General features: G+C 74.5%; 16 protein-coding genes. 15 read left to right on the top strand and 1 reads right to left on the bottom strand.

All coding sequences use genetic code 11. From position 1 onward, the window contains the following. Positions 1 to 149 precede the first annotated feature (149 nt). The 5 genes from IEZ06_RS24220 (at position 150) to IEZ06_RS24200 (ending at position 6,331) form a co-directional block, all read left to right on the top strand. The gene (locus IEZ06_RS24220; protein WP_189238980.1) at positions 150 to 1,898 is read left to right on the top strand and encodes a serine/threonine-protein kinase; all 1,749 of its coding nucleotides are present in this window, start codon (positions 150 to 152) and stop codon (positions 1,896 to 1,898) included. Beyond that, positions 1,895 to 3,514 carry a serine/threonine-protein kinase gene (locus IEZ06_RS36590; protein WP_203872152.1) on the top strand — a complete coding sequence of 540 codons (1,620 nt, stop codon included), beginning with the start codon at positions 1,895 to 1,897 and terminating at the stop codon, positions 3,512 to 3,514. Before IEZ06_RS24220 ends, IEZ06_RS36590 begins: the two co-directional genes overlap by 4 nt. A gap of 31 nt (positions 3,515 to 3,545) precedes the next feature. Beyond that, positions 3,546 to 5,009 carry a hypothetical protein gene (locus tag IEZ06_RS24210; protein WP_189238979.1) on the top strand — a complete coding sequence of 488 codons (1,464 nt, stop codon included), beginning with the start codon at positions 3,546 to 3,548 and terminating at the stop codon, positions 5,007 to 5,009. Positions 5,010 to 5,485: 476 nt separating this feature from the next. Further along, complete coding sequence (locus IEZ06_RS24205) at positions 5,486 to 5,917, top strand: helix-turn-helix domain-containing protein (protein ID WP_189238978.1); 432 nt, start codon at positions 5,486 to 5,488, stop codon at positions 5,915 to 5,917. Between the two features lie 9 nt (positions 5,918 to 5,926). After that, the gene (locus IEZ06_RS24200; protein WP_189238977.1) at positions 5,927 to 6,331 is read left to right on the top strand and encodes a PIN domain-containing protein; all 405 of its coding nucleotides are present in this window, start codon (positions 5,927 to 5,929) and stop codon (positions 6,329 to 6,331) included. Here the strand turns inward: IEZ06_RS24200 and IEZ06_RS24195 are convergent. Next, the gene (locus tag IEZ06_RS24195) at positions 6,284 to 7,597 is read right to left on the bottom strand and encodes an RNA-guided endonuclease InsQ/TnpB family protein (RefSeq protein ID WP_189238976.1); all 1,314 of its coding nucleotides are present in this window, start codon (positions 7,595 to 7,597) and stop codon (positions 6,284 to 6,286) included. The two genes, IEZ06_RS24200 and IEZ06_RS24195, sit on opposite strands and share 48 nt — an antisense overlap. A 72-nt stretch (positions 7,598 to 7,669) precedes the next feature. On the opposite strand from IEZ06_RS24195, the gene tnpA reads away from it, so the two are divergent. From tnpA to IEZ06_RS24145, 10 genes are all read left to right on the top strand, one after another. Beyond that, the gene (gene tnpA / locus IEZ06_RS24190) at positions 7,670 to 8,086 is read left to right on the top strand and encodes an IS200/IS605 family transposase (RefSeq protein WP_189238975.1); all 417 of its coding nucleotides are present in this window, start codon (positions 7,670 to 7,672) and stop codon (positions 8,084 to 8,086) included. Further along, positions 7,996 to 8,475 carry a VapC50 family PIN domain-containing toxin gene (locus IEZ06_RS37905; protein ID WP_505852566.1) on the top strand — a complete coding sequence of 160 codons (480 nt, stop codon included), beginning with the start codon at positions 7,996 to 7,998 and terminating at the stop codon, positions 8,473 to 8,475. The genes tnpA and IEZ06_RS37905 overlap by 91 nt, the downstream gene beginning before the upstream one ends. Positions 8,476 to 8,928: 453 nt before the next feature. Next, positions 8,929 to 9,726, top strand: a complete 798-nt coding sequence (locus IEZ06_RS24180; protein WP_189238973.1) for a 2,3-dihydro-2,3-dihydroxybenzoate dehydrogenase — start codon at positions 8,929 to 8,931, stop codon at positions 9,724 to 9,726. A 106-nt stretch (positions 9,727 to 9,832) separates the two neighbouring features. Further along, positions 9,833 to 11,035, top strand: a complete 1,203-nt coding sequence (locus tag IEZ06_RS24175; RefSeq protein WP_189238972.1) for an isochorismate synthase — start codon at positions 9,833 to 9,835, stop codon at positions 11,033 to 11,035. Then, positions 11,022 to 12,554, top strand: a complete 1,533-nt coding sequence (locus tag IEZ06_RS24170) for a (2,3-dihydroxybenzoyl)adenylate synthase (RefSeq protein ID WP_189238971.1) — start codon at positions 11,022 to 11,024, stop codon at positions 12,552 to 12,554. The genes IEZ06_RS24175 and IEZ06_RS24170 overlap by 14 nt, the downstream gene beginning before the upstream one ends. A 6-nt stretch (positions 12,555 to 12,560) precedes the next feature. After that, a complete protein-coding gene (locus IEZ06_RS24165; protein WP_068897512.1) occupies positions 12,561 to 13,208 on the top strand; it encodes an isochorismatase family protein in 648 nt (215 codons plus the stop codon). Beyond that, positions 13,201 to 13,419: a phosphopantetheine-binding protein gene (locus tag IEZ06_RS24160; RefSeq protein ID WP_068897513.1), complete on the top strand. Its 219-nt coding sequence runs from the start codon at positions 13,201 to 13,203 to the stop codon at positions 13,417 to 13,419. Before IEZ06_RS24165 ends, IEZ06_RS24160 begins: the two co-directional genes overlap by 8 nt. After that, positions 13,416 to 20,648, top strand: coding sequence for a non-ribosomal peptide synthetase (locus IEZ06_RS24155; protein ID WP_229798609.1), 7,233 nt, complete (start codon positions 13,416 to 13,418; stop codon positions 20,646 to 20,648). Before IEZ06_RS24160 ends, IEZ06_RS24155 begins: the two co-directional genes overlap by 4 nt. Then, positions 20,645 to 20,839, top strand: coding sequence for an MbtH family protein (locus tag IEZ06_RS24150; RefSeq protein ID WP_068897514.1), 195 nt, complete (start codon positions 20,645 to 20,647; stop codon positions 20,837 to 20,839). The genes IEZ06_RS24155 and IEZ06_RS24150 overlap by 4 nt, the downstream gene beginning before the upstream one ends. Beyond that, positions 20,836 to 22,092 carry an MFS transporter gene (locus IEZ06_RS24145; protein ID WP_203872151.1) on the top strand — a complete coding sequence of 419 codons (1,257 nt, stop codon included), beginning with the start codon at positions 20,836 to 20,838 and terminating at the stop codon, positions 22,090 to 22,092. Before IEZ06_RS24150 ends, IEZ06_RS24145 begins: the two co-directional genes overlap by 4 nt. Positions 22,093 to 22,145 lie beyond the last annotated feature (53 nt).

Genomic DNA, 22,145 nt, shown 5'->3' with positions numbered 1-22,145 from the left:
CGTCTCGTCCGTGTCACCCCCGACCCTGCAACCTCGACCGAGGTAGAGGTCAACTCCGGACGTCCACCGCCACCGCGCCTTCGGCGTGTTCCGCACCTGACGTGGTGCGACATGACGGATACAAGAAGTGAGTCCGCTATCCTCCCGCTATGCCGGACGGGGACGACTTCACGACGCGCTACCGACTGCTGCACCGGTTGGGCAGCGGCGGGATGGGCACCGTGTGGCTGGCCAGGGACGAGATGCTCGACCGCGAGGTGGCGGTCAAGGAGCTGACGCCGCCTCCCGGGATGAGCGAGGCCCAGCGCGCCGAGGCGGTCGCGCGCGCCGTACGGGAGGCGCAGGCCACCGCGCAGCTGCGCCATCCGGCGGTCGTCGCCGTGCACGACGTGGCGGTGCACGACGGCAAGCCGTGGATCGTCATGGAGCTGCTGCGCGGCCGCACCCTCGCCGAGTTCGTCAAGGAGCGGGGACCGCTCGCACCCGAGCAGGCGGCCGCGCTCGGCGCGCAGCTCCTCGACGGGCTGGACGCCGCGCACGCCCGCGGCATCCAGCACCGCGACGTCAAACCGGGCAACGTCTTCCTGACCGACTCGGGGCGGGTCGTCCTGACCGACTTCGGCATCGCCCGGTTCGCCGGTGACACGACGCTGACCCAGGCCGACCTGCTCATCGGGTCGCCCGGGTTCATCGCCCCGGAGCGGCTCGACGGCGAGCCGGGCGGGCCGGCCTCGGACCTGTGGTCGCTCGGCGCCACCCTGTACCTCGGGGCCGAGGGCGTCCCCGCCATCGAGGGCGAGGCCATGGTGCGGCTGAGCGCGACGCTCTCCGGCCGGATCAGGCCGCCGCACCGGTCCGGCGCGCTCGGCCCGGTCCTGACGGCGATGATGGCCCGCCACGCCGCGCAGCGCCCGGACGCGCAGACCCTGCGCGGGCTGCTCGCCCAGGTCGCCGCCGGGCACGCCCCCCAGGTCCCGTCCCCGCCGCCGCCCGTCCTCCCCCCGCCGCCGCGCCCGCACGAGCAGGTGCACGGCCTCCCCTCCCCGCAGGCCCACGGTCACCCGGTTCCGCAGGCCCACGGTCACCCCGCCCCGCACCGTCCCGGGCCGGGCCCGCAGCCCCCGCACGGGTACGGCCCGCAGCCCCCTTACGCCCCGGGACCGCCGTCCCCCCACGGGTACGGCCCGCAGCCCCCGCACGGACCCGGCCCGCACTCCCCGCACGGTCCCGGTGCCGAGCCGGACGCCTCCGGGGCTGCTCCGGTGAAGCGCCGGGGCGGACTCCGCCTCTGGGCGGCCGTGGCGGCCGTCGCCTGCGTCGCGGGCGCGGGAGCGGGAGCGGCGCTGGCGCTCACCACCGGGCCGGGCGAGCGCACTTCGTTCGACGAGCCCGTGGACTTCTGCAAACTGCTCACCGCCGAGCAGGTCCGCCAGATCATGGGCACCGCCGAGCCTCCGGCCGGACGGCCGGACGACGGCGGCTGCGCCTGGACCACCGGGGACACCGGGATCGCGCTGATCCCGATCACCGACAGCGACACCCCGCAGCCGTGGGGACTGACCCCGGAGTCGGCGCGCGCGCTCTTCGCCAACCTGGGCAGGGAGCACGCCAAGGCGTCCCAGGTCACCTGGGAGTGGAAGGAGATCGGCGTCAGCGGGGCGACCGCCGAGCGGACCGCCCGCCGTACGGTGCCGGGCCTGGGCGAGGAGGCCTTCGCCTACGATCTGACCTCTTCCGGCGGCCGGACGCACTCGAGCATCGTGACCTTCCGGTTCCTCGACCTCGTCGTCGAGGCCCAGTACTCCACGCGCTCCTCCCGGCCCACCGACGACGACGTCAGGAACGGCGCGCTGGCGGTGGCGCGGCAGGGCGAGGCGTCGCTGCGGGACCTGAAGTGACCGGCCGCACCCTGGCCGGCCGGTACCGGCTGCTGGAGCGGCTCGGCGAGGGCGGCGCGGGCACGGTCTGGCGGGCGCGTGACGAGACGCTCCGCCGCGACGTCGCGGTCAAGGAGCTGCGCGGCGGCGCCGGGTTCGCCGAGCGGGCGATCGCCGAGGCCAGGGCCGCCGCCCGGGTGAACCACCCGGCCATCGTCATGGTCCACGACGTGGTGACCGACGGCGGCCTGCCGTGGATCGTGATGGACCTGATCGACGGCGTCTCCCTGGACCGGCTGGTCGAGCGGGGCCCGCTCCCCGCGCCCCGGGTCGCCGCGATCGGGCTGCGGGTCCTGGCCGCGCTGGAGGCCGCGCACGCGCACGGCATGCTGCACCGCGACGTCAAACCGGGCAACGTCCTGGTCGAGCGGGACGGTACGGCGGTGCTCGCCGACTTCGGCATCGCGGCGCCGATGACCGGCGAGCAGAGCCTGGCCGACCAGGCCGGTTCCGCCGGGTACACCGCCCCCGAGCGTCTCCGGGAGGAGCCGGCCGGGCCGCAGTCCGACCTGTGGGCGCTGGGGGCGACGCTGTACGCGGCGGTGGAGGGGCACGCTCCCTTCCGCCGCGACCATCCCGCCGCCGTCGCCGCCGCGGTGCTGATGCACGACCCGCCCGCACCCGTCCTGGCCGGGCCCGAGCTCGGCGGGCTCCTGCTCGCCATGCTCGCCAAGGACCCGGCCCGGCGCCCCGCCCCCGCGGCGGTCCGGCAGGTCCTCGACCGGATCGCCGCCACGACCTCCTACCGCTCCGCCGCCACCGCGCCGGTCGCCCCGGCCGCCTCGCACGAGGCCCCGGCCGTCCCGCACGGAGCCCCGGCCGTCCCGCACGGAGCCCCGGCCGTCCCGCACGAGGTCCTGACCGTCCCGCACGGAGCCCCGGCCGCCCCGCACGGAGCCCCGGCCGTCCCCGCGAGGGCGGGCCGGCGCCGCCGGCTCCGGGTCGCCGCCGCCGTGGTGGCGGTCTCCGCGGTCGCCGGCGCGGCGATCGCCTGGAGCACGGTCGTGTCGCCGGGCGACGGGCCGGACCGGGGACGGTTCGCCGCCGCGCCGGAGGCCTGCGACCTGCTCACCGTCGAGCAGGTCCGCGAACTGGTCGGCCAGGTCACCGATCCGAGGATGACCAAGGTGGACGAGTGCACGTGGAACTACCTGAAGGGGGGCGTCCCCTACCGCTGGATCAGCGTGCAGACGCAGGCCGTGCCCCCGCACGGCGAGACTCCCGCGCCCGAGGCGGCGCGGCTGCTCTTCGAGGGCATGCGGCGGGAGACCGACTCCGAGGCGGGCGGCGACACCGCGTTCGGCCGCCAGACCAGGTCCCGGGTCCGCGCGCTGCCCGGCGTGGGCGAGGAGGCGTTCGCCCGGGACTACGCCAGGGAGGGTACGAACATCTCCCGCACCGTCTGCAGCGTCTGGCTCCGCGTCAGCAACCTGATCGTCAGGGTGGAGTGGACCCGCGCCGAGGACGGCGGGGTCCGCCCGGCCGACCAGCGGACCGTGCTGCGCGCCGCCGAGCGGGTGGCGGCCGGGCTCGGCGCTCCCGGGCCGTCCGGGCCGTCCGGGCCGTCCGGCGGCTGAGCCGCATCCCCGTCCCCCCACAGGAGGTCCCGTGAGTTCCGGCAGTCCCGAGCCCCCCGCCACCCCGGCCACCGCACCGGCCGAGTGGGGGCCGACCGTCCCGTCCCCGGTTCCGTCGCCGGGGCCCCGGCGGTGGCTGCCGCCCGTGGCGGGCGTGACCGCGCTCGCCGTGGCCGCGGGCGGAGGCTCCTACCTGCTGGTGAGCCGCCTGAACGCCGCCGGGGCCCCGGCCCCCGCCCCGTCCCCGGCCGCCCCCGCCTCCCAGGGTCCCGCGGGGCCTCCGGACGTCTGCACCATGCTCGACCGGGTCGACGTCGACCGCCTCGTCCCCCAGGCGAAGGTGAGCGACTCCACCAACGACAACCGGGACTCCTCACCGGCCTACGTGACCTGGAGCTGCTCCTGGCAGAACATGAACTACTCCTACGGCGAGTACCGCCGGAGCCGGCAGATCAACGTCAAGGTCACCCGGCACGAGGGGGAGAGGACGGAGACCGCCGACACCGTCGCCCGGCGCAACTACGGCCAGGACCTCGAGTCCGCCCGGTACGCCGAGAACCATCCCCAGAAGGACTACTACTACTCCCCCGTCCGCAAGCTCCAGGGCGCCGGCGACGAGGCGCACGTCCAGTACACCTGGTCCAAGGGGAAGACGAAGTACGCCTTCGGGACGGGGTTCGGCCGGGTCGGCGACGTGACCGTCAAGGTGGAGTACCAGGCCGACCAGCAGCCCAAGGACGTCCCGCTCTTCTCCGACGAGGGCAAGCAGTCCGTCACCGAGGAGAACGCGCTGCGGGAGGCCGAGCTCCTGATGCGGCAGGTCTCCGAGGCGGTCGCGGCCTGGCGGCAGGGCAGGCCGTACGCCCGCTCGGCCCCCCGGCCGACGTCCTCGCCGACCCCCGCCCCCACGCCCACCCCGGTGGAGATCGCCTTCCCGAAGGTCTGCGCCGAGGTGACGCCGGCCGCGGCGCCGCTGGTCCCGGGCGCGGCGCTCAAGTCGGAGCGCACGCAGAGCGGCGACCGGACGGCCGTCACCTGCCGCTGGAACAACCGGGAGATCCCCGCCGGGGGGAAGCACCGGCTGCGCAGCGTCTTCGTCACCTTCACCACCTTCGTCGACCGCGTCGGGAAACCCGACTCCTGGGCGGCCAAGCAGCACTACATCGACCGGCGGGCCGAGGCGAAGGAGTGGGAGGGGAGCGGGTTCCAGGGGCTCTTCTGGTACAAGGTGACCGAGCCCAAGGGCTGGGGTGAGCGGGCGTTCCACCAGTACCGGAAGAACCGGACCCCCAGCGCGCACGTCGGGGTGGCCGACGCGGTCGTGCTCTCCGGCCCGACCGTGGTCGAGGTCTCCTTCGGCGGCTCCGACCGCCCCGAGGGCACCGGGATCAACGACCCGAAGTCCGTCCTCATGCCGCAGAAGGAGGTCGTCGCAGGTCTCGTCCCGGTCACCGAGGCGGTCCTCGAGTCCTTCCGGCGGAACGGGGTCCGCTGACGATGCCCGGTCCGGACCCGGCGCCGCCGCCATGGGAACCGGCGGGCGGCGCGCCCCGGCCGCCGGGCCCGGTGCACGGTGCGCCCTGGCCTGGCGGCACGTCGGGCGGCACGGCCTCTCCGGCGGGCACGGCGGATCGCGTGCCCCGGCGGCGGGCAGGACCGGCCGGTCCCCGTCGAGGACGCGCTGCGGGAGACCGAGCTCGTGCTCCGGCAGGTCTCCGCGGCCGTCACGGCCTGGCGGCAGGGCAGGCCGTAGCCGGGGCCTCCTCTTCCCGGACCAGCCGGAAGCTCCGGTTCCGCCGCTGTGAGGACGTCGAGCTAGAGCGGCGGATCGCCTGTCGTGCCCGCCGTACGACCGTCCGCACCTCCTGAGGAGCACGACACCATGGTTGCACTTTTTGCACTTGAGCTGCGATCCTGGCGAGGAGCCCCAGGAAGGAGAAGTGCGGCATGACAGTCACAACTGATGCCCTGATGCCCGACCCGGAGGAGTCCGGCGCCCTTGAGAAAGTGACGCGCACACTGCACCGGCAGGGAAATCCACGACTGCGGCTCGTCCGAGGAGAATCGGAGACCGAGCTCCCCCCCTCTCTCGAGTCGGCTCTGGTACGGATCGCCGAGTTGATGTCCGCGGGCCGCGGCGTGGCCATCGTGCCCGTGGACCGGGAGCTGACCACCCGGGAGGCCGCAGACCTGCTCGGTGTCTCACGGCCGACGCTGATCAAACTCCTCGACGACGGGCAGATCGGTTTCACCCGCCCCAACAACAGCCGGCGCATTCCGCTGCACGAGGTTCTCGACTACAAGGAACGGCGCAGTCGCCGGAGGAAGGCCCTTCTGGACGAGATGACCGCCGATGCCGTCGACACGGGCTTTTATGGTGTGCCGTCCTCAGACGCCGGGTGACGGCCGCGCATGACTATCGCGATCCTGGATGCCAACGTACTGATCCCCAACGCTCTGTGCGATCTGCTGCTCCGGCTCGCCGAGGAGAACCTCCTCCAGCCGCGATGGTCTCCCCACATTCTCACGGAGGTACAACGGCATCTGCCCTCGGTGGATCCGAAAGTCCTCAGCAGGAGGGTCGATGCCATGAACGCGGCCTTCGAGAGCGCGATGGTGACCGGCTACGAGCGGCTGATCGCTGAGATGACCAACCATCCCAAGGACCGGCACGTCCTGGCGGCCGCGGTCCACGCCGACGCCGACGCCGACCTGATCATCACCTTTGACCTGCTCCCCGCCCTGAAGGGACGGGGATTCCCGTGCCGCTCACGCGGCAACGCGGGGCGCGCCGCGCGCTGTGGAACGGGTGCTTGACGCTTCACCGACCCGGGCACCCCCGCAGTCTCCACGCCCTGAGACGACCGGCCCGGCCGCCTGTCCTCTGATTTTGACGCATTTGGCCGCGTTCACATCGGCGTGCTCGACCTGCCCGCAGGCGGTGCAGCGGAAGAGCGCTTGGCTCTCGCGGCTCTTCGCATCCACCCACCCGCAGGCCGGCACCGAGCACGTCTGGGACGTGTACGCGGCCGGAACCGTACTGACGAGACTGCCGGTGTAGCGGGCCTTGGCGCGCACCGCGACCTCCAGCCCGTACCAGCCCTTGTCCAGGATCGCCTTGTTCAGCCCCGACTTCTGCGCCACCCGGGTGCCCGGCGCCTCGGCCGTGCCGGATGCCGACGCGGTCATCCCCCGCACCCTCAGATCCTCGAAGACGACGTGCGCGTAGTCGCGGGTCAGCCGGTGCGCGGCCTGGGCGGTGAAATCCGCCCGCCGCCGCCGGACCCGCCCCATGATCACACCCAGGGCGCGCACCACCCGCCTGCGCCGACCCGAGCCCTTCGTCGCGCGGGCCAGACGCCGCTGCAACCGCAGGTACCGTTCGGTCTCGCCGGGCGTCAGGTAGCCCTGCTCGGCCGCCCGCTCGGCTTTGCCCTCCTTCGGCGGCTCGGGGCAGGACACGCCGGTGGCGGTGGCGTGGCGGCGGTCGAAGAACTCCCCGTCGGAGGTGACGGCGGCGGTGATCACGCCCCGGTCCACCCCGACCGCCGTCTCGGGGCGGGCATGGACCTGCGGGGTGCACTGCCCGTCCTCGACGAGGAACGCGATGAACCAGTGCGCGCCGTCACGCGAGACGGTCGCCGACTTCACGGTCCCGCCCAGGGGCCGCGACAGCCGAAACCGCACCCAGCCGATCTTTGGCAGGAACACCTGCGCCCACCGGCGGTTGATCGTCTGGACCGGGATGTGCTTGGGGGTGGGGAACCGGAACGACGGCCGCCAGCGGGTCCGGGTCTTCCAGCGGACCGTCCAGGTGCCGTGCCGCCGGCATGCCTGATCCAGGTCCTTGAGCGTCTGCTGCAGCGCCTGCGCGGGCGCCTCGGCCAGCCAGGGGAAGTCCTTTTTGGCGTCGGCGAGCTGCCGGCACTGCTCGGCGTAGCCGATGAACGCGCCTCGGCGGCGGTAGGCGCGGCGCTGCTCCAGGGCGGTGTTCCACACCGCCCGGCAGGCGGCGGCGATCCGCTCGGCCAGCAGTTTCTGCCCGAAGTCGAGTTCCAGCCGGTACTTGCGTCCGGTCAGCATGCGAAACACCTCCCCTGCCCTGCCGATGGCCCGTCTGCCACTCGCGGACTCGAACACACTAACATCCGGTCTATGACTCAGGAGGCCGAATACCGACGTGGTAGACATGTGGTTTCCGCGCTGCATGTCCATCTGGTCTTCGTGACCAAATATCGCAGGAACGTCTTCGATGACGTGATGCTGCGCCGCTGCGAAGAGATCATGATCGAGGTATGTGACGGCTTCGAGGCCGAGCTACGTGAGTTCAACGGCGAAGACGACCACGTCCACCTACTGGTCCATTACCCGCCCAAGGTCGCCATCAGCAAACTGGTCAACTCGCTGAAGGGCGTCTCCTCGCATTACCTGCGCAAGGAGTTCACCGGCCGGATCGACCACGCCATCATGCATGGCCACTTCTGGTCGCCCAGCTACTTCGCTGCCTCCTGCGGCGGAGCTCCACTGACCGTCGTCAAGGCCTACATCGAGCAGCAGCGCCGCCCGGCCTGACGCATGCAGGTCCGCGTTTCACGCTCCGGGATGTCCCGCCTGGCGGCGGACCATCCCCTGACGGGGACCGCATTCATCCCCGGCCTGAAGGCCGAGGCCTTCTGCGGACCTTCGGTAACCTCCGGGACTTTCCCGACGAGTCCTGTGATCTCCACGGCATCGAGGTCCAGCATCCCGACGACTTCCTCCTGGACCTGCTGGACCGGGAACCCGGGACGATCGACCGGGTGATCCGCGAGCAGTCGGCCGCGACCGGACGATCCGGCCCGAAGCTGACACCGCTGGATGTCATGCATTACCTGGCGGCGGCGGGGGCGAAACGGTTCAGCGCCTCTTTGGTCGCCCGCTTCGAACATGATCGGAATCAGCAGGTGGAGTCCGAAGACTGACGCCACGGGTGCGCTTCACCGACCGGGAGCTACACCAGCGGATCTCGACGCCGCCCGCCCGATGCAGTGCGCGGATGCGGTCGATCAGAGCCGGCGCCCAGCGCATGCGGTAGGCGCCGCCACCGGAGTAAGCGGTGCCGCTGCGCGGGGCGTCGCCCCAACCGGGCCGGGCGACGTTGATCACACCGTCGACGTCGAGCAACCACACCGGCCGATCCATCAGCCGGAATGCTTCGTGTGTGCGCGGTAGAGAGCGGACGTGCTCATGATCTGCCTCCTGGGACTGCGGAACGGAGCACTCCAGCGTCCATCGTGAATGCACCACGTCACGTCACCCTGACATCACACGGCACCAGAAGTCTCCGACACGACTTGACAGATCACCACAGAAGTATCAAATTAGGCAAGGCTTTCCTTAATAAGGCATGCCTAACCTAATCGGAAGGTCGTGGAGTGGACGGGATCGGAGGCCGGGTCGCCCTGGTGACCGGGGCGGCCGGAGGCATCGGAAGGGCGGTCTGCGCCGCGCTGGCCGGGGCGGGGGCGCGGGTCGCCGCGGCCGACCTGGACGCCGCGCCGGCGGAGTCCGCGGGCGTTCCGGACGCCGCCGCCGCGGAGGAACTCAAGGGCGCGACGCCGTACCGGCTGGACGTGCGCGATCCGCGCGCGGTCGAGGAGACGGTCGCGGCCGTCGAGCGGGATCTGGGCCCGATCGACATCCTGGTCAACGTCGCGGGCGTGCTCCTGCCCGGCCGGGCCGCGGAGACCGACGACGAGCGGTGGCGGCGGACCTTCGCGGTCAACGCCGACGGCGTCTTCCACGCCTCCCGCGCGGTCGCCGCCCGGATGACCCCCCGGCGGCGCGGCGCGATCGTCACCGTCGGCTCCAACGCCGCCTCGGTGCCGCGGGTCGGCATGGCCGCCTACGCCGCCTCCAAGGCCGCCGCGGCCATGTTCACCCGCTGCCTCGGCCTGGAGCTGGCCCGCCACGGCATCCGCTGCAACGTCGTCTCCCCCGGCTCGACCGACACCGCCATGCTGCGCGCGCTGGCCGGGGACCGCGATCCCGAGGACGCGCGCAGCGCCGTGCTCGACGGCGACCCCGCCGCCTTCCGGGTCGGCATCCCGCTCGGCCGCGTCGCCGAGCCCGTCGACGTCGCCGACGCCGTCCTCTTCCTCGTCTCCGACCGGTCCAGGCACATCACCATGCACGACCTCCTCGTCGACGGCGGCGCGACCCTCCGCACATGACCGGACAGCACCCCTCTCCGGCTGCGGCGCGGCCTCCGCGCCCGACCGGACAGGCCCCCTCCGCCGACGGCGGCGCGGCCTCCGCGCCCGACCAGATTGGACTTCGATGCATTCGCTGACAACCGCCGCGGATCCGCTGGCGGGATACGCACCCGGCGAGTCGGTGCTCTTCTCCTCGCCGGGCGGCACGCTGCTCACCCGCGGCGTGCGCACCGTCGTCGGCGGTGGGCTCGGCTCCCTGCCCGACCGGGTGGCGGCCGTGCTCGGCGCGGACGGTACGGCGAGCAGCGCGGCGAGCGGAACCGCCGACGGAACCGCCGCCGAGGCGGCGGGCAGGGCCGCGAGCGGACTGGCGGCCGGGGCGATCGGGTTCGACGGCGCGGCGCACCTGGTCGTCCCCGCCGCCGCGACCTGGTCGGGTCCGCTGGAGCCGGTCGCGGCGGCCCCGCGCGACGGCTGGCGGGTCCGGCCGGTCCCGGCCCCGGAGGACTACCGCAAGGCCGTGCGGCGGGCGGTGGAGATCCTCCGGAGCGCGGCGGACGACGACCCGGACGGCCTGCGCAAGGTGGTCCTCGCCCGAACCCTCGAACTCGACTGCGACGAGCCCGTCGGCCTGCGCGACCTGCTGCGCCCCCTGGCCGGACGGGACCTGTCCTTCGCCGCGCCGCTGCCCGGCGGCCGCACCCTCATCGGCGCCAGCCCCGAGCTGCTCGTCTCGCGCCGGGGCCGGACCGTGCTCTCCAACCCCCTCGCCGGCTCCGCGGCCCGCAGCGCCGACCCCGCCGAGGACCGCCGCCGCGCCGAGGCCCTGACCGCCTCCGCCAAGGACCTGTACGAGCACCGCCTGGTCGTGGAGGCGGTCGCCGACGCGCTCCAGCCGTACTGCGCCCGCCTGCAGGTGCCGTACACCCCCGAGCTGACCTCCACCGAGACGATGTGGCACCTGTCCACGCGCGTCACCGGCGTGCTGCGCGACCCCGGCACCCCCGTCCTCGCGCTCGCCGCCGCCCTGCACCCCACCCCGGCCGTGTGCGGGACGCCCCGCGCCGAAGCCCGGCGGGTGATCGAGGAGCTGGAGCCGTTCGACCGCGGCGCCTACACCGGCCTGGTCGGCTGGACCGACGCGGCCGGCGACGGCGAGTGGGCGGTGACCCTCCGCTGCGCCGAGGTGGCGGAGCGGACCCTGCGGCTCTTCGCGGGCGCCGGGATCGTCTCCGGCTCCGACCCCGAGGGGGAGCTCGCCGAGACCTCCGCCAAGTTCCGGACCATGCTGCGAGCCCTGGGAGTGAACACCGATGCACTGGCCTGACGACGTCGCCGCCCGCTACCGAGCCGCCGGATACTGGCGGGGCGAGACCTTCGGCGGCCTGCTGCGCGACCTCGCCGCCCGGTACGGCCCCCGCCCCGCGCTGATCTCCCCCGGTTCCCCGGGCTCCCCGGCCGCCCGGTGGAGTTTCCGGGACCTGGACGAGCGGGCCGACCGGCTCGCCGCCGGGCTGCACGCCGCCGGGATCCGGCACGGCGACCGGGTCGTCCTGCAGCTGCCGAACGTGCCCGAGTTCCACCAGGTCTGCTTCGCGCTCTTCCGGATCGGCGCGCTCCCGGTCTTCGCGCTGCCCGCGCACCGCTCCGCGGAGATCTCCTACTTCTGCGAGTTCACCGAGGCCGCCGCCTACGTCTGCCCGGACGAGGAGCACAAGGCGTACGCCCCGGGCACCCGCGCGTTCACCCTGGCCGACCTGGCCGGCCTGTCGGAGGCCGACCCGGTGGAGCTGCCCGGCCCCGGCCCCGGCGACCTCGCCTTCCTGCAGCTGTCCGGCGGCAGCACCGGCCTGCCCAAGCTGATCCCGCGGACCCACGACGACTACATCTACAGCTTCCGGGCCAGCGCCGAGATCTGCGAGCTGACCCCCGACAGCGTCTATCTGTGCGCGCTGCCGGCCGCGCACAACTTCCCGATGAGCTCCCCCGGCGTCTTCGGCGCGCTCAGCGCCGGAGCGGCCAGCGTGCTGGCGCCCGACCCCAGCCCCGGCACCTGCTTCCCGCTGATCGAGCGGGAGCGGGTCACCATCGCCGCGCTGGTCCCCCCGCTCGCGCTGGTCTGGATGGACGCCGCCGCGTCCGGCGGGCACGACCTGTCGAGCCTGGAGGTGCTCCAGGTCGGCGGGGCCAAGTTCAGCGAGGAGGCGGCCAAGCGGGTCGGCCCCGAGCTGGGCTGCACGCTGCAGCAGGTCTTCGGCATGGCCGAGGGGCTGGTCAACTACACCCGGCTCGACGACCCCGAGGACGTGATCGTCTCCACCCAGGGCCGGCCCATCTCGCCGGACGACGAGATCCTCATCCTGGATGACGACGGGAACGAGAGCGACCACGGCCACCTGCTGACCCGCGGGCCGTACACGATCCGCGGCTACTGGCGCGCCGAGGAGCACAACAGGACGGCGTTCACCGAAGACGGCTTCTACCGGACCGGTGACATCGTCCGGCGCACCGAGGGCGGTTACCTCGTCGTCGAGGGCCGGGCCAAGGACCAGATCAACCGGGGCGGCGAGAAGATCGCCGCCGAGGAGGTCGAGAACCACCTCCTGGCCCACCCCGCGGTCCGCGACGCCAGCGTGGTCGCCGTCCCCGATCCCTACCTGGGCGAGCGCACCTGCGCCTACCTGATCTGCCGCGGCGAGGCGCCGAAGAAGGCCGAGCTCCGGGCCTTCCTGCGGGACCGCGGCATCGCCGCCTTCAAGATCCCCGACCGGTTCGAGTTCGTCGACGCCTTCCCGCAGACCGCGGTCGGCAAGGTCAGCAAGCGCCACCTCCGCGAAAGGACCTGACAGACCATGGCGATCCCCCAGATCCAGCCGTACCCGATGCCGGACGACCTGCCCGCCAACCGGGTCGAGTGGCGCCCCGACGCCCGCCGTGCCGTCCTGCTCGTCCACGACATGCAGAACCACTTCGTGCGGGCCTTCACCCCCGGGCAGTCGCCGCTGGTCGAGCTGATGTCCAACGTCCTGGCGCTGCGCGAGCACTGCGCGGCGCTGGGCGTGCCCGTCGTCTACTCGGCGCAGCCCGGCGGGCAGAGCGCCGAGCAGCGCGGCCTGCTCCTCGACTTCTGGGGCGACGGCATCGGCCCGGACCCGCACGACGCCCGGATCGTCGACGAGCTGGCGCCGCGCGAGGGCGACGTGCTGCTCACCAAGTGGCGCTACAGCGCCTACCAGCGGACCGGCCTGGCCGAGCTGATGGGCTCCCTCGGCCGCGACCAGCTGATCGTCTGCGGGATCTACGCGCACATCGGCGTGCTGATGACCGCCTGCGAGGCGTTCATGCGGGACGTGCAGCCGTTCGTGGTCGCCGACGCGGTCGCCGACTTCTCCGCCGAGCACCACCGGATGGCCCTCGACTACGCCGCCCAGCGCTGCGCCGTCACCGTCACCACCCGGCAGCTCAGCCGCGCCCTCACCCGGGAGGTGGCCGGTGTCTGAGACCGCCGTACGGCTCCGCGCCGAGATCGCCGAACTGCTCTACGTGGACCCCGAGGAGCTGGAGTTCGACGAGAACCTGATGGACGCCGGGCTGGACTCCATCCGGGTGATGACCCTGATCGAGCGGTGGCGCCGCGAGGGCGTCGAGCTGACCTTCGCCGACCTGGCGGAGAAGCCCACCGTCGCGGCCTGGGCGGAGCTGCTGAGTTGAGCGCTTCCGAGTCGAGTCCCGCCGGGCCGGGCACCGCCAGGCCGAGCACAGCCGGGTCGGACACCGCCAGGCCGGATGCCGTGGGGCCGGGTGCCGTCGGGCCCGGTTCCGAGACCTTCCCCCTCACCGGGGCGCAGGCGGGCATCTGGTTCGCCCAGCGGCTGGATCCCGGCAACCCCGTCTACAACACCGCCGACCGGGTCGACGTCCACGGTGCGCTCGACCCGGCGCTGTTCGAGCGGGCGCTCCGGCGCGGCCTGGCCGAGGCCGAGCCGCTGCGCCTGCGCTTCACCGAGGAACCCGCCCAGTACCTGCCGGAGTGCGACTCGCTGCGCGACTCCATCACCGTCCTCGACCTGCGCGGCGAGGCCGACCCGGACGCCGCCGCCGAGGCGTGGATGCGCGCCGACGTGCGCACGCCGGTGGACCCGGTGGACGGCGGCGCCGACGGCTCCCTGTCCCGCCACGCCCTGCTGCGCCTGGCCGACGACCGGTTCACCTGGTACCTGCGCGTGCACCACCTGCTGATCGACGCCTACGCGATGTCGATGCTGGTCGCCCGGGTCGCGGAGATCTACAGCGCGCTGGACGGCGGCCTGCCGAGCGGCCCGAGTCCGTTCGGCGGGCTGGCGCCCGTGCTGGAGGAGGAGGCCGCCTACCTCGGCTCCGAGCGCCACGCCAGGGACCGGGCCTACTGGCTCGGCCTGCTGGACGGCGCCCCCGAGCCCGCGGGCCTGGCGGGCGCGCCCGCGCTCTCGGCGCGCGAGGTCGTACGGCACCGCGAGGAGCTGCCCGCCACCGGGCACTGGGAGGCGCTCGCCCGCGAGACCCGGACGACCTGGGCCGAGGTGGCCGCCGCCGGGGTCGCCGTCTACCTCGGGCGGCTCACCGGGAGCACCGACGTGCTGGTCGGCCTGCCGCTGATGAACCGGTCCGGCGCCGCCCTGCGGGTGCCGTGCCTGACCGTCAACGTGCTCCCGCTCCGGCTCGACGTGCGCCCCGGCGTCCCCCTCGGCGACCTGGTCCGCCAGACGGCCCGGCGGATGGCCGAGGCCCGCCGCCACTCCCGGTACCGGATCGAGGAGCTCCGCCGCGACCTCGGCCTGTCCGGTTCCGCGCGGGCGCTGTTCGGCCCGCTGCTCAACATCAAGCCGTTCGCGTCCGACGTGAAGTTCGGCCCGTTCCCCGCCACCGTGCGCAACCTCGCCGCCGGACCCGTCGACGACCTGGCCGTGGCGCTCCTGCTCGACGGCGACCGCCTCACGCTCGAACTCGACGGCAACGCCGCCCTCTACTCGGAGCGGGACCTCGCCGTCCACGCCCGGCGGCTGGCCCGGCTCCTGTCGGCCCTGGCCGACGTCCCGCCCGGCACCCCGGTCGGCCGCCTGTCCCTGCTCACCGGGGAGGACGGGGCGGCCCTGCCCGCCGCCGCGCTCCTCCCCGCCGCCCCGCCCGTCACCGCGCCCCCTGCCGCGACCTCCGCGTCCGCGCCGTCCTCCGCCGTGACCGCCGCACCCCCTGCCGCGGCCGCCGCGCAGCCCACCGTCGTCGAGGTCTTCGACGAGCGGGTACGGCTGACGCCCGGCGAGCGGGCGCTCGTCTGCCCGGGCGAGGAGCTGACCTTCGGCGAGCTGGGCGACCGGGCCGACCGGCTGGCCCGGCGGCTGGTCCGGGAAGGGGCCGGGCCGGAGCGGATCGTGGCGCTGGAGCTGCCCCGCTCGGCCGACCTGGTGGTGGCGCTGCTCGCCGTGCTGAAGAGCGGCGCCGCGTTCCTCCCGGTCGACCCGGCCTACCCGGCCGACCGGCGGGAGTTCATGCTCGCCGACGCGCGGCCGTCGATCGTGGTCACCCCGGAGTGGCTGGCCGCGGAACCCGCGGACTCCCCGCCCGGCGCCGCTCTCCCCCTCCCCCGCCCCGACGACGCCGCGTACGTGATCTACACGTCGGGGTCGACCGGACGCCCCAAGGGCGTGGTCGCGACCCACCGGGGCCTGGCGGCCCTGCTCGCCAGCCACCGCGAGCGGCTGTTCCCCTCCGGCGAGCGGGCCGGTGAGCGGCTGCGGGTGGCGCACACCGCGTCGTTCTCGTTCGACGCCTCCCTCGACCCCGTCCTGTGGATGGTCGGCGGGCACGAGCTGCACCTGCTGGACGACGACACCTACCGGGACCCCGAGGCGCTGACCGCCTGCGTCCGCGAGCGCGAGATCGACTACCTCGACCTGACCCCGTCCCACCTGAAGGAGATGCCCGCCCTGCTGGCGGCGCCGCCGCGGATCGTCGTGGTCGGCGGCGAGGCCGTGCCCGAACCGCTCTGGCGGCGCCTGCGGGAGAGCGGCGCGCTCGCGGTCGACCACTACGGCCCCACCGAGGCGACCGTCGACGCCTACACCCGGCTCGGCGACGGCACCGAGGGCCCCACCCTCGGGACCCGCGCCCACGTGCTCGACCACGCCCTGCAACCGGCCCCGCCCGGGGTCGCGGGCGAGCTGTACCTGTCCGGGGACGGCCTGGCGCGCGGCTACCTCCGCCGCCCGGAGCTGACCGCCGAGCGGTTCGTGGCCGGGCCGGGCGGCTCGCGCCTGTACCGGACCGGCGACCGGGCCCGCTGGACCGCCGACGGGCGGCTCGAACTCCTCGGCCGCACCGACGACCAGGTCAAGGTGCGCGGCGTCCGGATCGAGCCCGGCGAGATCGAGGCCGTGCTGGAGGAGCACCCCGGCGTCTCCGCCGCCGCCGTGGCCGTCCGCGGCGGCAGGCTGGTCGCCTACGCGGTGCCCGCCGGCCAGCCCGCCGGCCAGCCCGCCGGCCAGGACACCGGCCAGGACACCGCCGAGCTGCGCGAGTTCGCCGCGTCCCGGCTCCCGGCCGGGATGGTGCCCTCGGCCGTCGCCTGGCTGGACGCGCTGCCCCGCACCCCCAGCGGGAAGCTGGACCGGGCGGCCCTGCCCGAGGTCGACGCCGCGACGCGGCGGAGCCGGGAACCGGAGAACGCCTCCGAGCACGCCATGCGCGAGCTCTTCCGCGAGGTCCTGGGCGTGCCCGGGGCCGGAGTCGAGGACGGCTTCTTCGAGCTCGGCGGCCACTCGCTGCTCGCCGCGCGGCTGGCCGTACGGATCAGGGAGACCTTCGGCGTCCGGATGCCGATCGCGACGATCTTCGAGGTCCCCACGGCCGCCGGGCTCGTCACCCGGCTGCCCTCCGGCCACACCGCCCGGCCGCCGCTGCGGCCCCGGCGCCGGCCCGATCCGGTCCCGCTCTCGTCCGCGCAGGCCAGGCTCTGGTTCCTGTACCGGATCGAGGGGCCGAACCCGACCTACAACATCCCCATCGCGCTGCACCTGCCCGGCCCGGTGGACCGTACCGCGCTGGAGGCCGCGCTCGGCGACCTGGTGGCCCGCCACGAGGTGCTGCGCACGGTCTTCCCCGAGCGCGACGGCGTGCCCTGCCAGCGGATCCTGGAACCCGGACCGGTGCCGCTGCCCGTCTGGCAGCCCGGCGAGCACCTGGCCGAGGCCGTCCGGACCGTCGCGCGCCGCGGGTTCGACCTGGCGGCCGAGACCCCGTTCCGGGCCCACCTGCTCCGGGGCCGCGACGGGGACGGGACCGGCGGCCGGAGCGGGACCGGCGGCGGGAGCGGTGACGGGAGCGGTGACGGGGACGGCGCGGAGCACGTGCTGGTGCTGGTCCTGCACCACATCGCCGGCGACGGCTGGTCGACGGAGCCGCTGGTCCGCGACCTGCTGACCGCCTACGAGGCCCGCAGGGCGCACCGGGCGCCCGCGTTCCAACCGCTGCCGGTGCAGTACGCCGACTACGCGCTCTGGCAGCGCGAGCTGCCCGACACCGACCTGTCCCACTGGACCGAGACCCTCGCGGGCCTGCCCGACCGCCTGGAACTGCCCGCCGACCGGCCCCGCCCCGCGGTGTCGAGCGGCGCGGGCGGTACGGTCCCCGTCCGGTTCGACCCCGGCCTGACCGCCGGGATCGAGGCGCTCGCCCGGGCGAACCGCGCCAGCGTCTTCATGGTGCTGCACGCCGCCCTGGCGGCCCTGCTCACCCGGCTCGGCGCGGGCACGGACATCCCGATCGGCACGCCCGTGGCGGGCCGGAGCGACAGCGCGCTGGACGACGCCGTCGGCTTCTTCGTCAACACGCTCGTGCTGCGCACCGACACCTCCGGCGACCCGGCCTTCACCGAGCTGCTCCGGCGGGTGAAGGAGGCCGACCTGGCCGCCTTCGACCACGCCGAGACGCCGTTCGACCGGCTGGTCGAGGTCCTCAACCCGCCCCGGGCCCGCAACCGGCACCCGCTGTTCCAGGTGATGCTGGTGCACCAGGACGCCCCGGCTCCGGGCGTGGAGGTGGTGCACACCGGCACCGCCAAGTTCGACCTGACCCTCAACCTCGACCGGTCCGGCTCCGGCTTCCTGGAGTACAGCGCCGACCTGTTCGACGACGGGACGGCCCGCTCCATCGCCGACCGGCTGGTCCGCCTGCTGCAGGCGGCCGTCGCCGACCCGGACCGGCCCGTCAGCGGGCTCGACATCCTCAGCGCGGCCGAGCGGCGGACGCTGATCGAGGACTGGAACGGCGACCTGGTCAGCACGCCCGGCGCCACCCTGCCCGAGCTGTTCGAGGCGCAGGCCCGCCGCACGCCGGACGCCGTGGCCGTCACCGCCGCCGACCGGGAACTCACCTACGCCGAGCTGAACGCGCGGGCCAACCGGCTGGCGCACAAGCTCGCCGCGCACGGCGCGGGGCCGGAGCGCATCGTGGCGCTCGCGCTGCCCCGCTCGGCGGACCTGGTGGCCGCGCTGCTCGCGGTGGTCAAGACGGGAGCCGCCTACCTGCCGCTGGACCCGACCTACCCGGCCGACCGGCTCGACTACATGATCTCCGACGCCGCACCGGTCTGCGTGGTCGACCCCGGCTGGCTGGAGGACCTGGACGACTGGCTCGACCACGACCCCGAGCGGTCCCCGGCGCCGGGCAACGCCGCGTACGTGATCTACACCTCCGGCTCGACCGGCCGGCCCAAGGGCGTGCTCGTCACGCACCACAACGTGGTCCGGCTGCTGTCGGCCACCGACCACTGGTTCGGCTTCGGCCCCGGCGACGTGTGGACGCTCTTCCACTCCTACGCCTTCGACTTCTCGGTGTGGGAGCTGTGGGGCGCGCTGCTGTACGGCGGGCGTCTGGTCGTGGTCCCCTACGAGGTGAGCAGGTCCCCCGAGGACTTCCTCGCCCTGCTGGAGCGCGAGCGGGTCACGGTGCTGAACCAGACCCCGTCGGCGTTCTACCAGCTGGTCGCCGCCGACGACGGGCGCGAGCTGGCGCTGCGGTACGTGGTGTTCGGCGGGGAGGCGCTGGAGCTGGCCCGGCTGTCGGACTGGTACGCCCGCAGGCCCGGCCCCGCCGGACCCGGCCACGAGCCCGGCCCGGCGGGCGGCGGCCCGCTGCTGGTCAACATGTACGGCATCACCGAGACGACCGTGCACGTCACGCACATGCCGCTCTCCCCGGGCCACCGGGAGGGCAGCCTCATCGGCCGCGGCATTCCCGACCTGCGGGTCTACCTGCTGGACGGCACCCTGCAGCCGGTGCCGCCGGGGGTCGTGGGCGAGATGTACGTGGCCGGCGCCGGCCTGGCCCGCGGCTACCTCGGCCGGCCGGAGCTGACCGCCGAGCGGTTCGTCGCCGACCCGTACGGCCCGCCCGGCTCGCGCATGTACCGCTCGGGCGACCTGGCCCGCTGGCGGCCGGGCGGCACCCTCGACTACGTCGGCCGCGCCGACCAGCAGGTCAAGGTGCGCGGCTTCCGGATCGAGCCCGGCGAGATCGAGGCGGCGCTGCTGCGCCACCCCGCGGTCGGGCAGGCCGCGGTGATCGTCCGCGAGGACAGGCCGGGCGACCGGCGCCTGGTCGCCTACGCCGTACCGGCCGCCGCGCCCGCCACCGCCGCGCCCGCCACCACGGCGTCCGGTGCGGACGGCACCGTGCAGGAGACGGCCGCTCAGGGAGCGGACACCCGCGGAGCGGGCGCCGTGCCGGCCGCGGTGCTGGACGCCGCCGAGCTGCGCAGGTTCGCGGCGCAGGCGCTGCCGGACTACATGGTGCCCTCGGCGGTCGTGGAGATCCCCGCGCTGCCGCTCACCGTCAACGGCAAGCTCGACCGCAGGGCGCTGCCCGCGCCCGCCGCGCCCGCCGCAGAGGGACGGCCTCCGGCCACCCCTCTGGAGGAGACGCTCTGCGGGCTCTTCGCCGAGGTGCTCGACCTGCCCCGGGCGGGCGCCGACGACGGCTTCTTCGAGCTGGGCGGGCACTCGCTGCTCGCCGTACGGCTGGTCTCCCGGATCCGGGAGGTCCTCGGTGCCGAGGTCACCATCGGCGCGCTCTTCGAGGCGCCCACCCCGGCCGGGCTGGCCGCCCTCGTCCAGGGCGAGGACGGCGGCACCGGCGTCGACCCGCTGGCGGTGCTGCTGCCGCTGCGCGAGACGGGCTCGGCCCCGCCGCTGTTCTGCGTGCACCCGGCGGGCGGGCTGAGCTGGTGCTACAGCGGCCTGATCCGGCACCTGCCGGACCGGCCGATCTACGGCCTGCAGGCCCGCCACGACCCGCTGCCCTCCTCGCTGCGGGAGCTCGCGGCCGACTACGTGGCGCAGATCCGCAAGGTCCAGCCCGAGGGGCCGTACCACCTGCTGGGCTGGTCCACCGGCGGCATCATCGCGCAGGAGATGGCCGTGCAGCTCCGGCTGGCCGGACAGGGCGTCGCACCGCTGGCGATCCTGGACGCCTACCCCGCCGAGGGCATGCGGGACCTGCCGCCCTCCGACGAGGCCGAGGCCCTGGAGGCGCTGCTCACCATGGGCGGCTTCGCGCCGGACGCCGCGTCCACGCTGGAGGGCGCGATCGAGGTGCTGCGCCGGGAGGGCAGCCCGCTGGCGGGCCTGCCGGTGGAGACGCTCCGCTCGCTGCGGGACCTCTACCTGAACACCAACCGCCTGGTGCGGGAGCTCGACACCCGGGTGTTCGACGGCGACGTGCTGTTCTTCCGCGCCACCGTCGACACCATCGACGACACCCTCACCCCGAACACCTGGCGGCCCCACGTCAGCGGCATGATCGACGCCCACGACGTGGCCTGCAGCCACAAGGACATGACCCGGCCGGGACCGATCGCCGAGATCGGCGCGATCGTCGCGGCCCGACTCCGGGAGCGCAACCGATGAACCCCTTCGACGACCCCGACGGCGAGTTCCTCGTCCTGGCCAACGACGAGGAGCAGCACTCCATCTGGCCGTCGTTCGCCGCCGTCCCCGACGGCTGGGCGGTCCGCTTCGGCCCCGAGGCGCGCGCCGCCTGCCTGGCCTACGTCGCCGCGCACTGGACCGACCTGCGTCCCCGGAGCCTGACCCGTTGAACGAGCCCGGTTCTCCGAACGACCGCCCGGCGGGCGACGCCGTGGCGACGGCCGCTTCCCCGGCGGGGGCGGGCCGGGCCGCGCGGTGGGCCGTACCGGCCGTCTACGTGACGGCCATGTGCATGAACGGCCTGGACGCGACGATCGTCAACCCGGCGCTGTTCTCCATCGCCGCCGACCTCGGCGTGGGCCCGGCCGCGGCGAACCTGGTGGAGGGCTCCTTCCTGGCCAGCCTTGCGGTGTCCATGCCGGTCGCCGGGTGGCTCTGCGACCGGTACGGCGCGGCACGGGTGTTCCTCGCCGCGCTGGCGCTGTTCACCGCGGCGTCGGCGCTGTGCGGGCTGGCCTGGAACCTGGACTCCCTGGTGGGCTTCCGGGTGCTGCAGGGCGTCGGCGGCGGGGTGCTGACCCCGGCCGGCATGACGATGCTGTTCACCGCGTACGCCCCCGAGGAGCGCATGCGGCTCTCGCGCTACATCGTCGTGCCGACGGCGCTGGCGCCCGCGCTGGGCCCGGTCCTCGGCGGGCTGCTGACCGACCACCTCTCCTGGCGGTGGGCGTTCCTGCTCAACGTGCCCCTCGGCGTGGCCGCGGTGCTCCTGGGACTCGCGGCCGTCCGCGTCCCCTCCCCCGGAGCCGGTACGGCGGGCCGGTTCGACCTGCGCGGCCTGCTGGCCCTGTGGGTGCTCAGGGACCGCGGCTTCCTGCGCGGCACGGCTGCGGCGTCCCTGGCGGCGGCGGGCCTGATGGGCATGCTCTTCGTCTTCCCGCTGATGTACCAGGACGCGCTGGGCGCCTCGGCCTCGGACGCCGGGCTGGTGCTCTTCCCCGAGGCGCTGGGGCTGATGGCCGCCGGATTCGCCGTCGACCGGGTCTGCGCCCGGTGGGGCGAACGGCGGGTGACGGCGCTCGGCCTGCTCGGCGGCGCGGCGCTGTTCGCGGCGCTGGCCCTGACCACCCCCGGCCCCTGGACGCTGAGAGCGATCATGTTCTCGGTGGGGTTGGTGCTCGGGCACGCGGTGACGGCGGTCCAGATCTCCGCGTTCGACGACGTCGCCCCGGAGGTGATGGGCCGGGCCATGACCCTGTTCCAGTCGCTGCGCATGCTCGGCGGCGCGCTGGGCGTGGGCCTCTGCGCCCTCGCGATCCCCGTGGGCTACCCGGCCGCGCTGCTGGTCGCCGCCGCCTTCCTCGGCGCGGCCTTCCTGAGCGCCGTACTCCTGACCCCGGCGGCGGGTGCGGCAGCCGGATGATCCGTCCCGTCCCCCGCCGAGCAGGGGACGGGACGGCTCGCCGGAGCCGTGCG

Origin of the sequence: Planomonospora antibiotica (assembly GCF_014647955.1) — a bacterium.
Taxonomy (GTDB): domain Bacteria; phylum Actinomycetota; class Actinomycetes; order Streptosporangiales; family Streptosporangiaceae; genus Planomonospora; species Planomonospora parontospora.
This window is presented reverse-complemented; position numbering and strand designations above follow the sequence as displayed.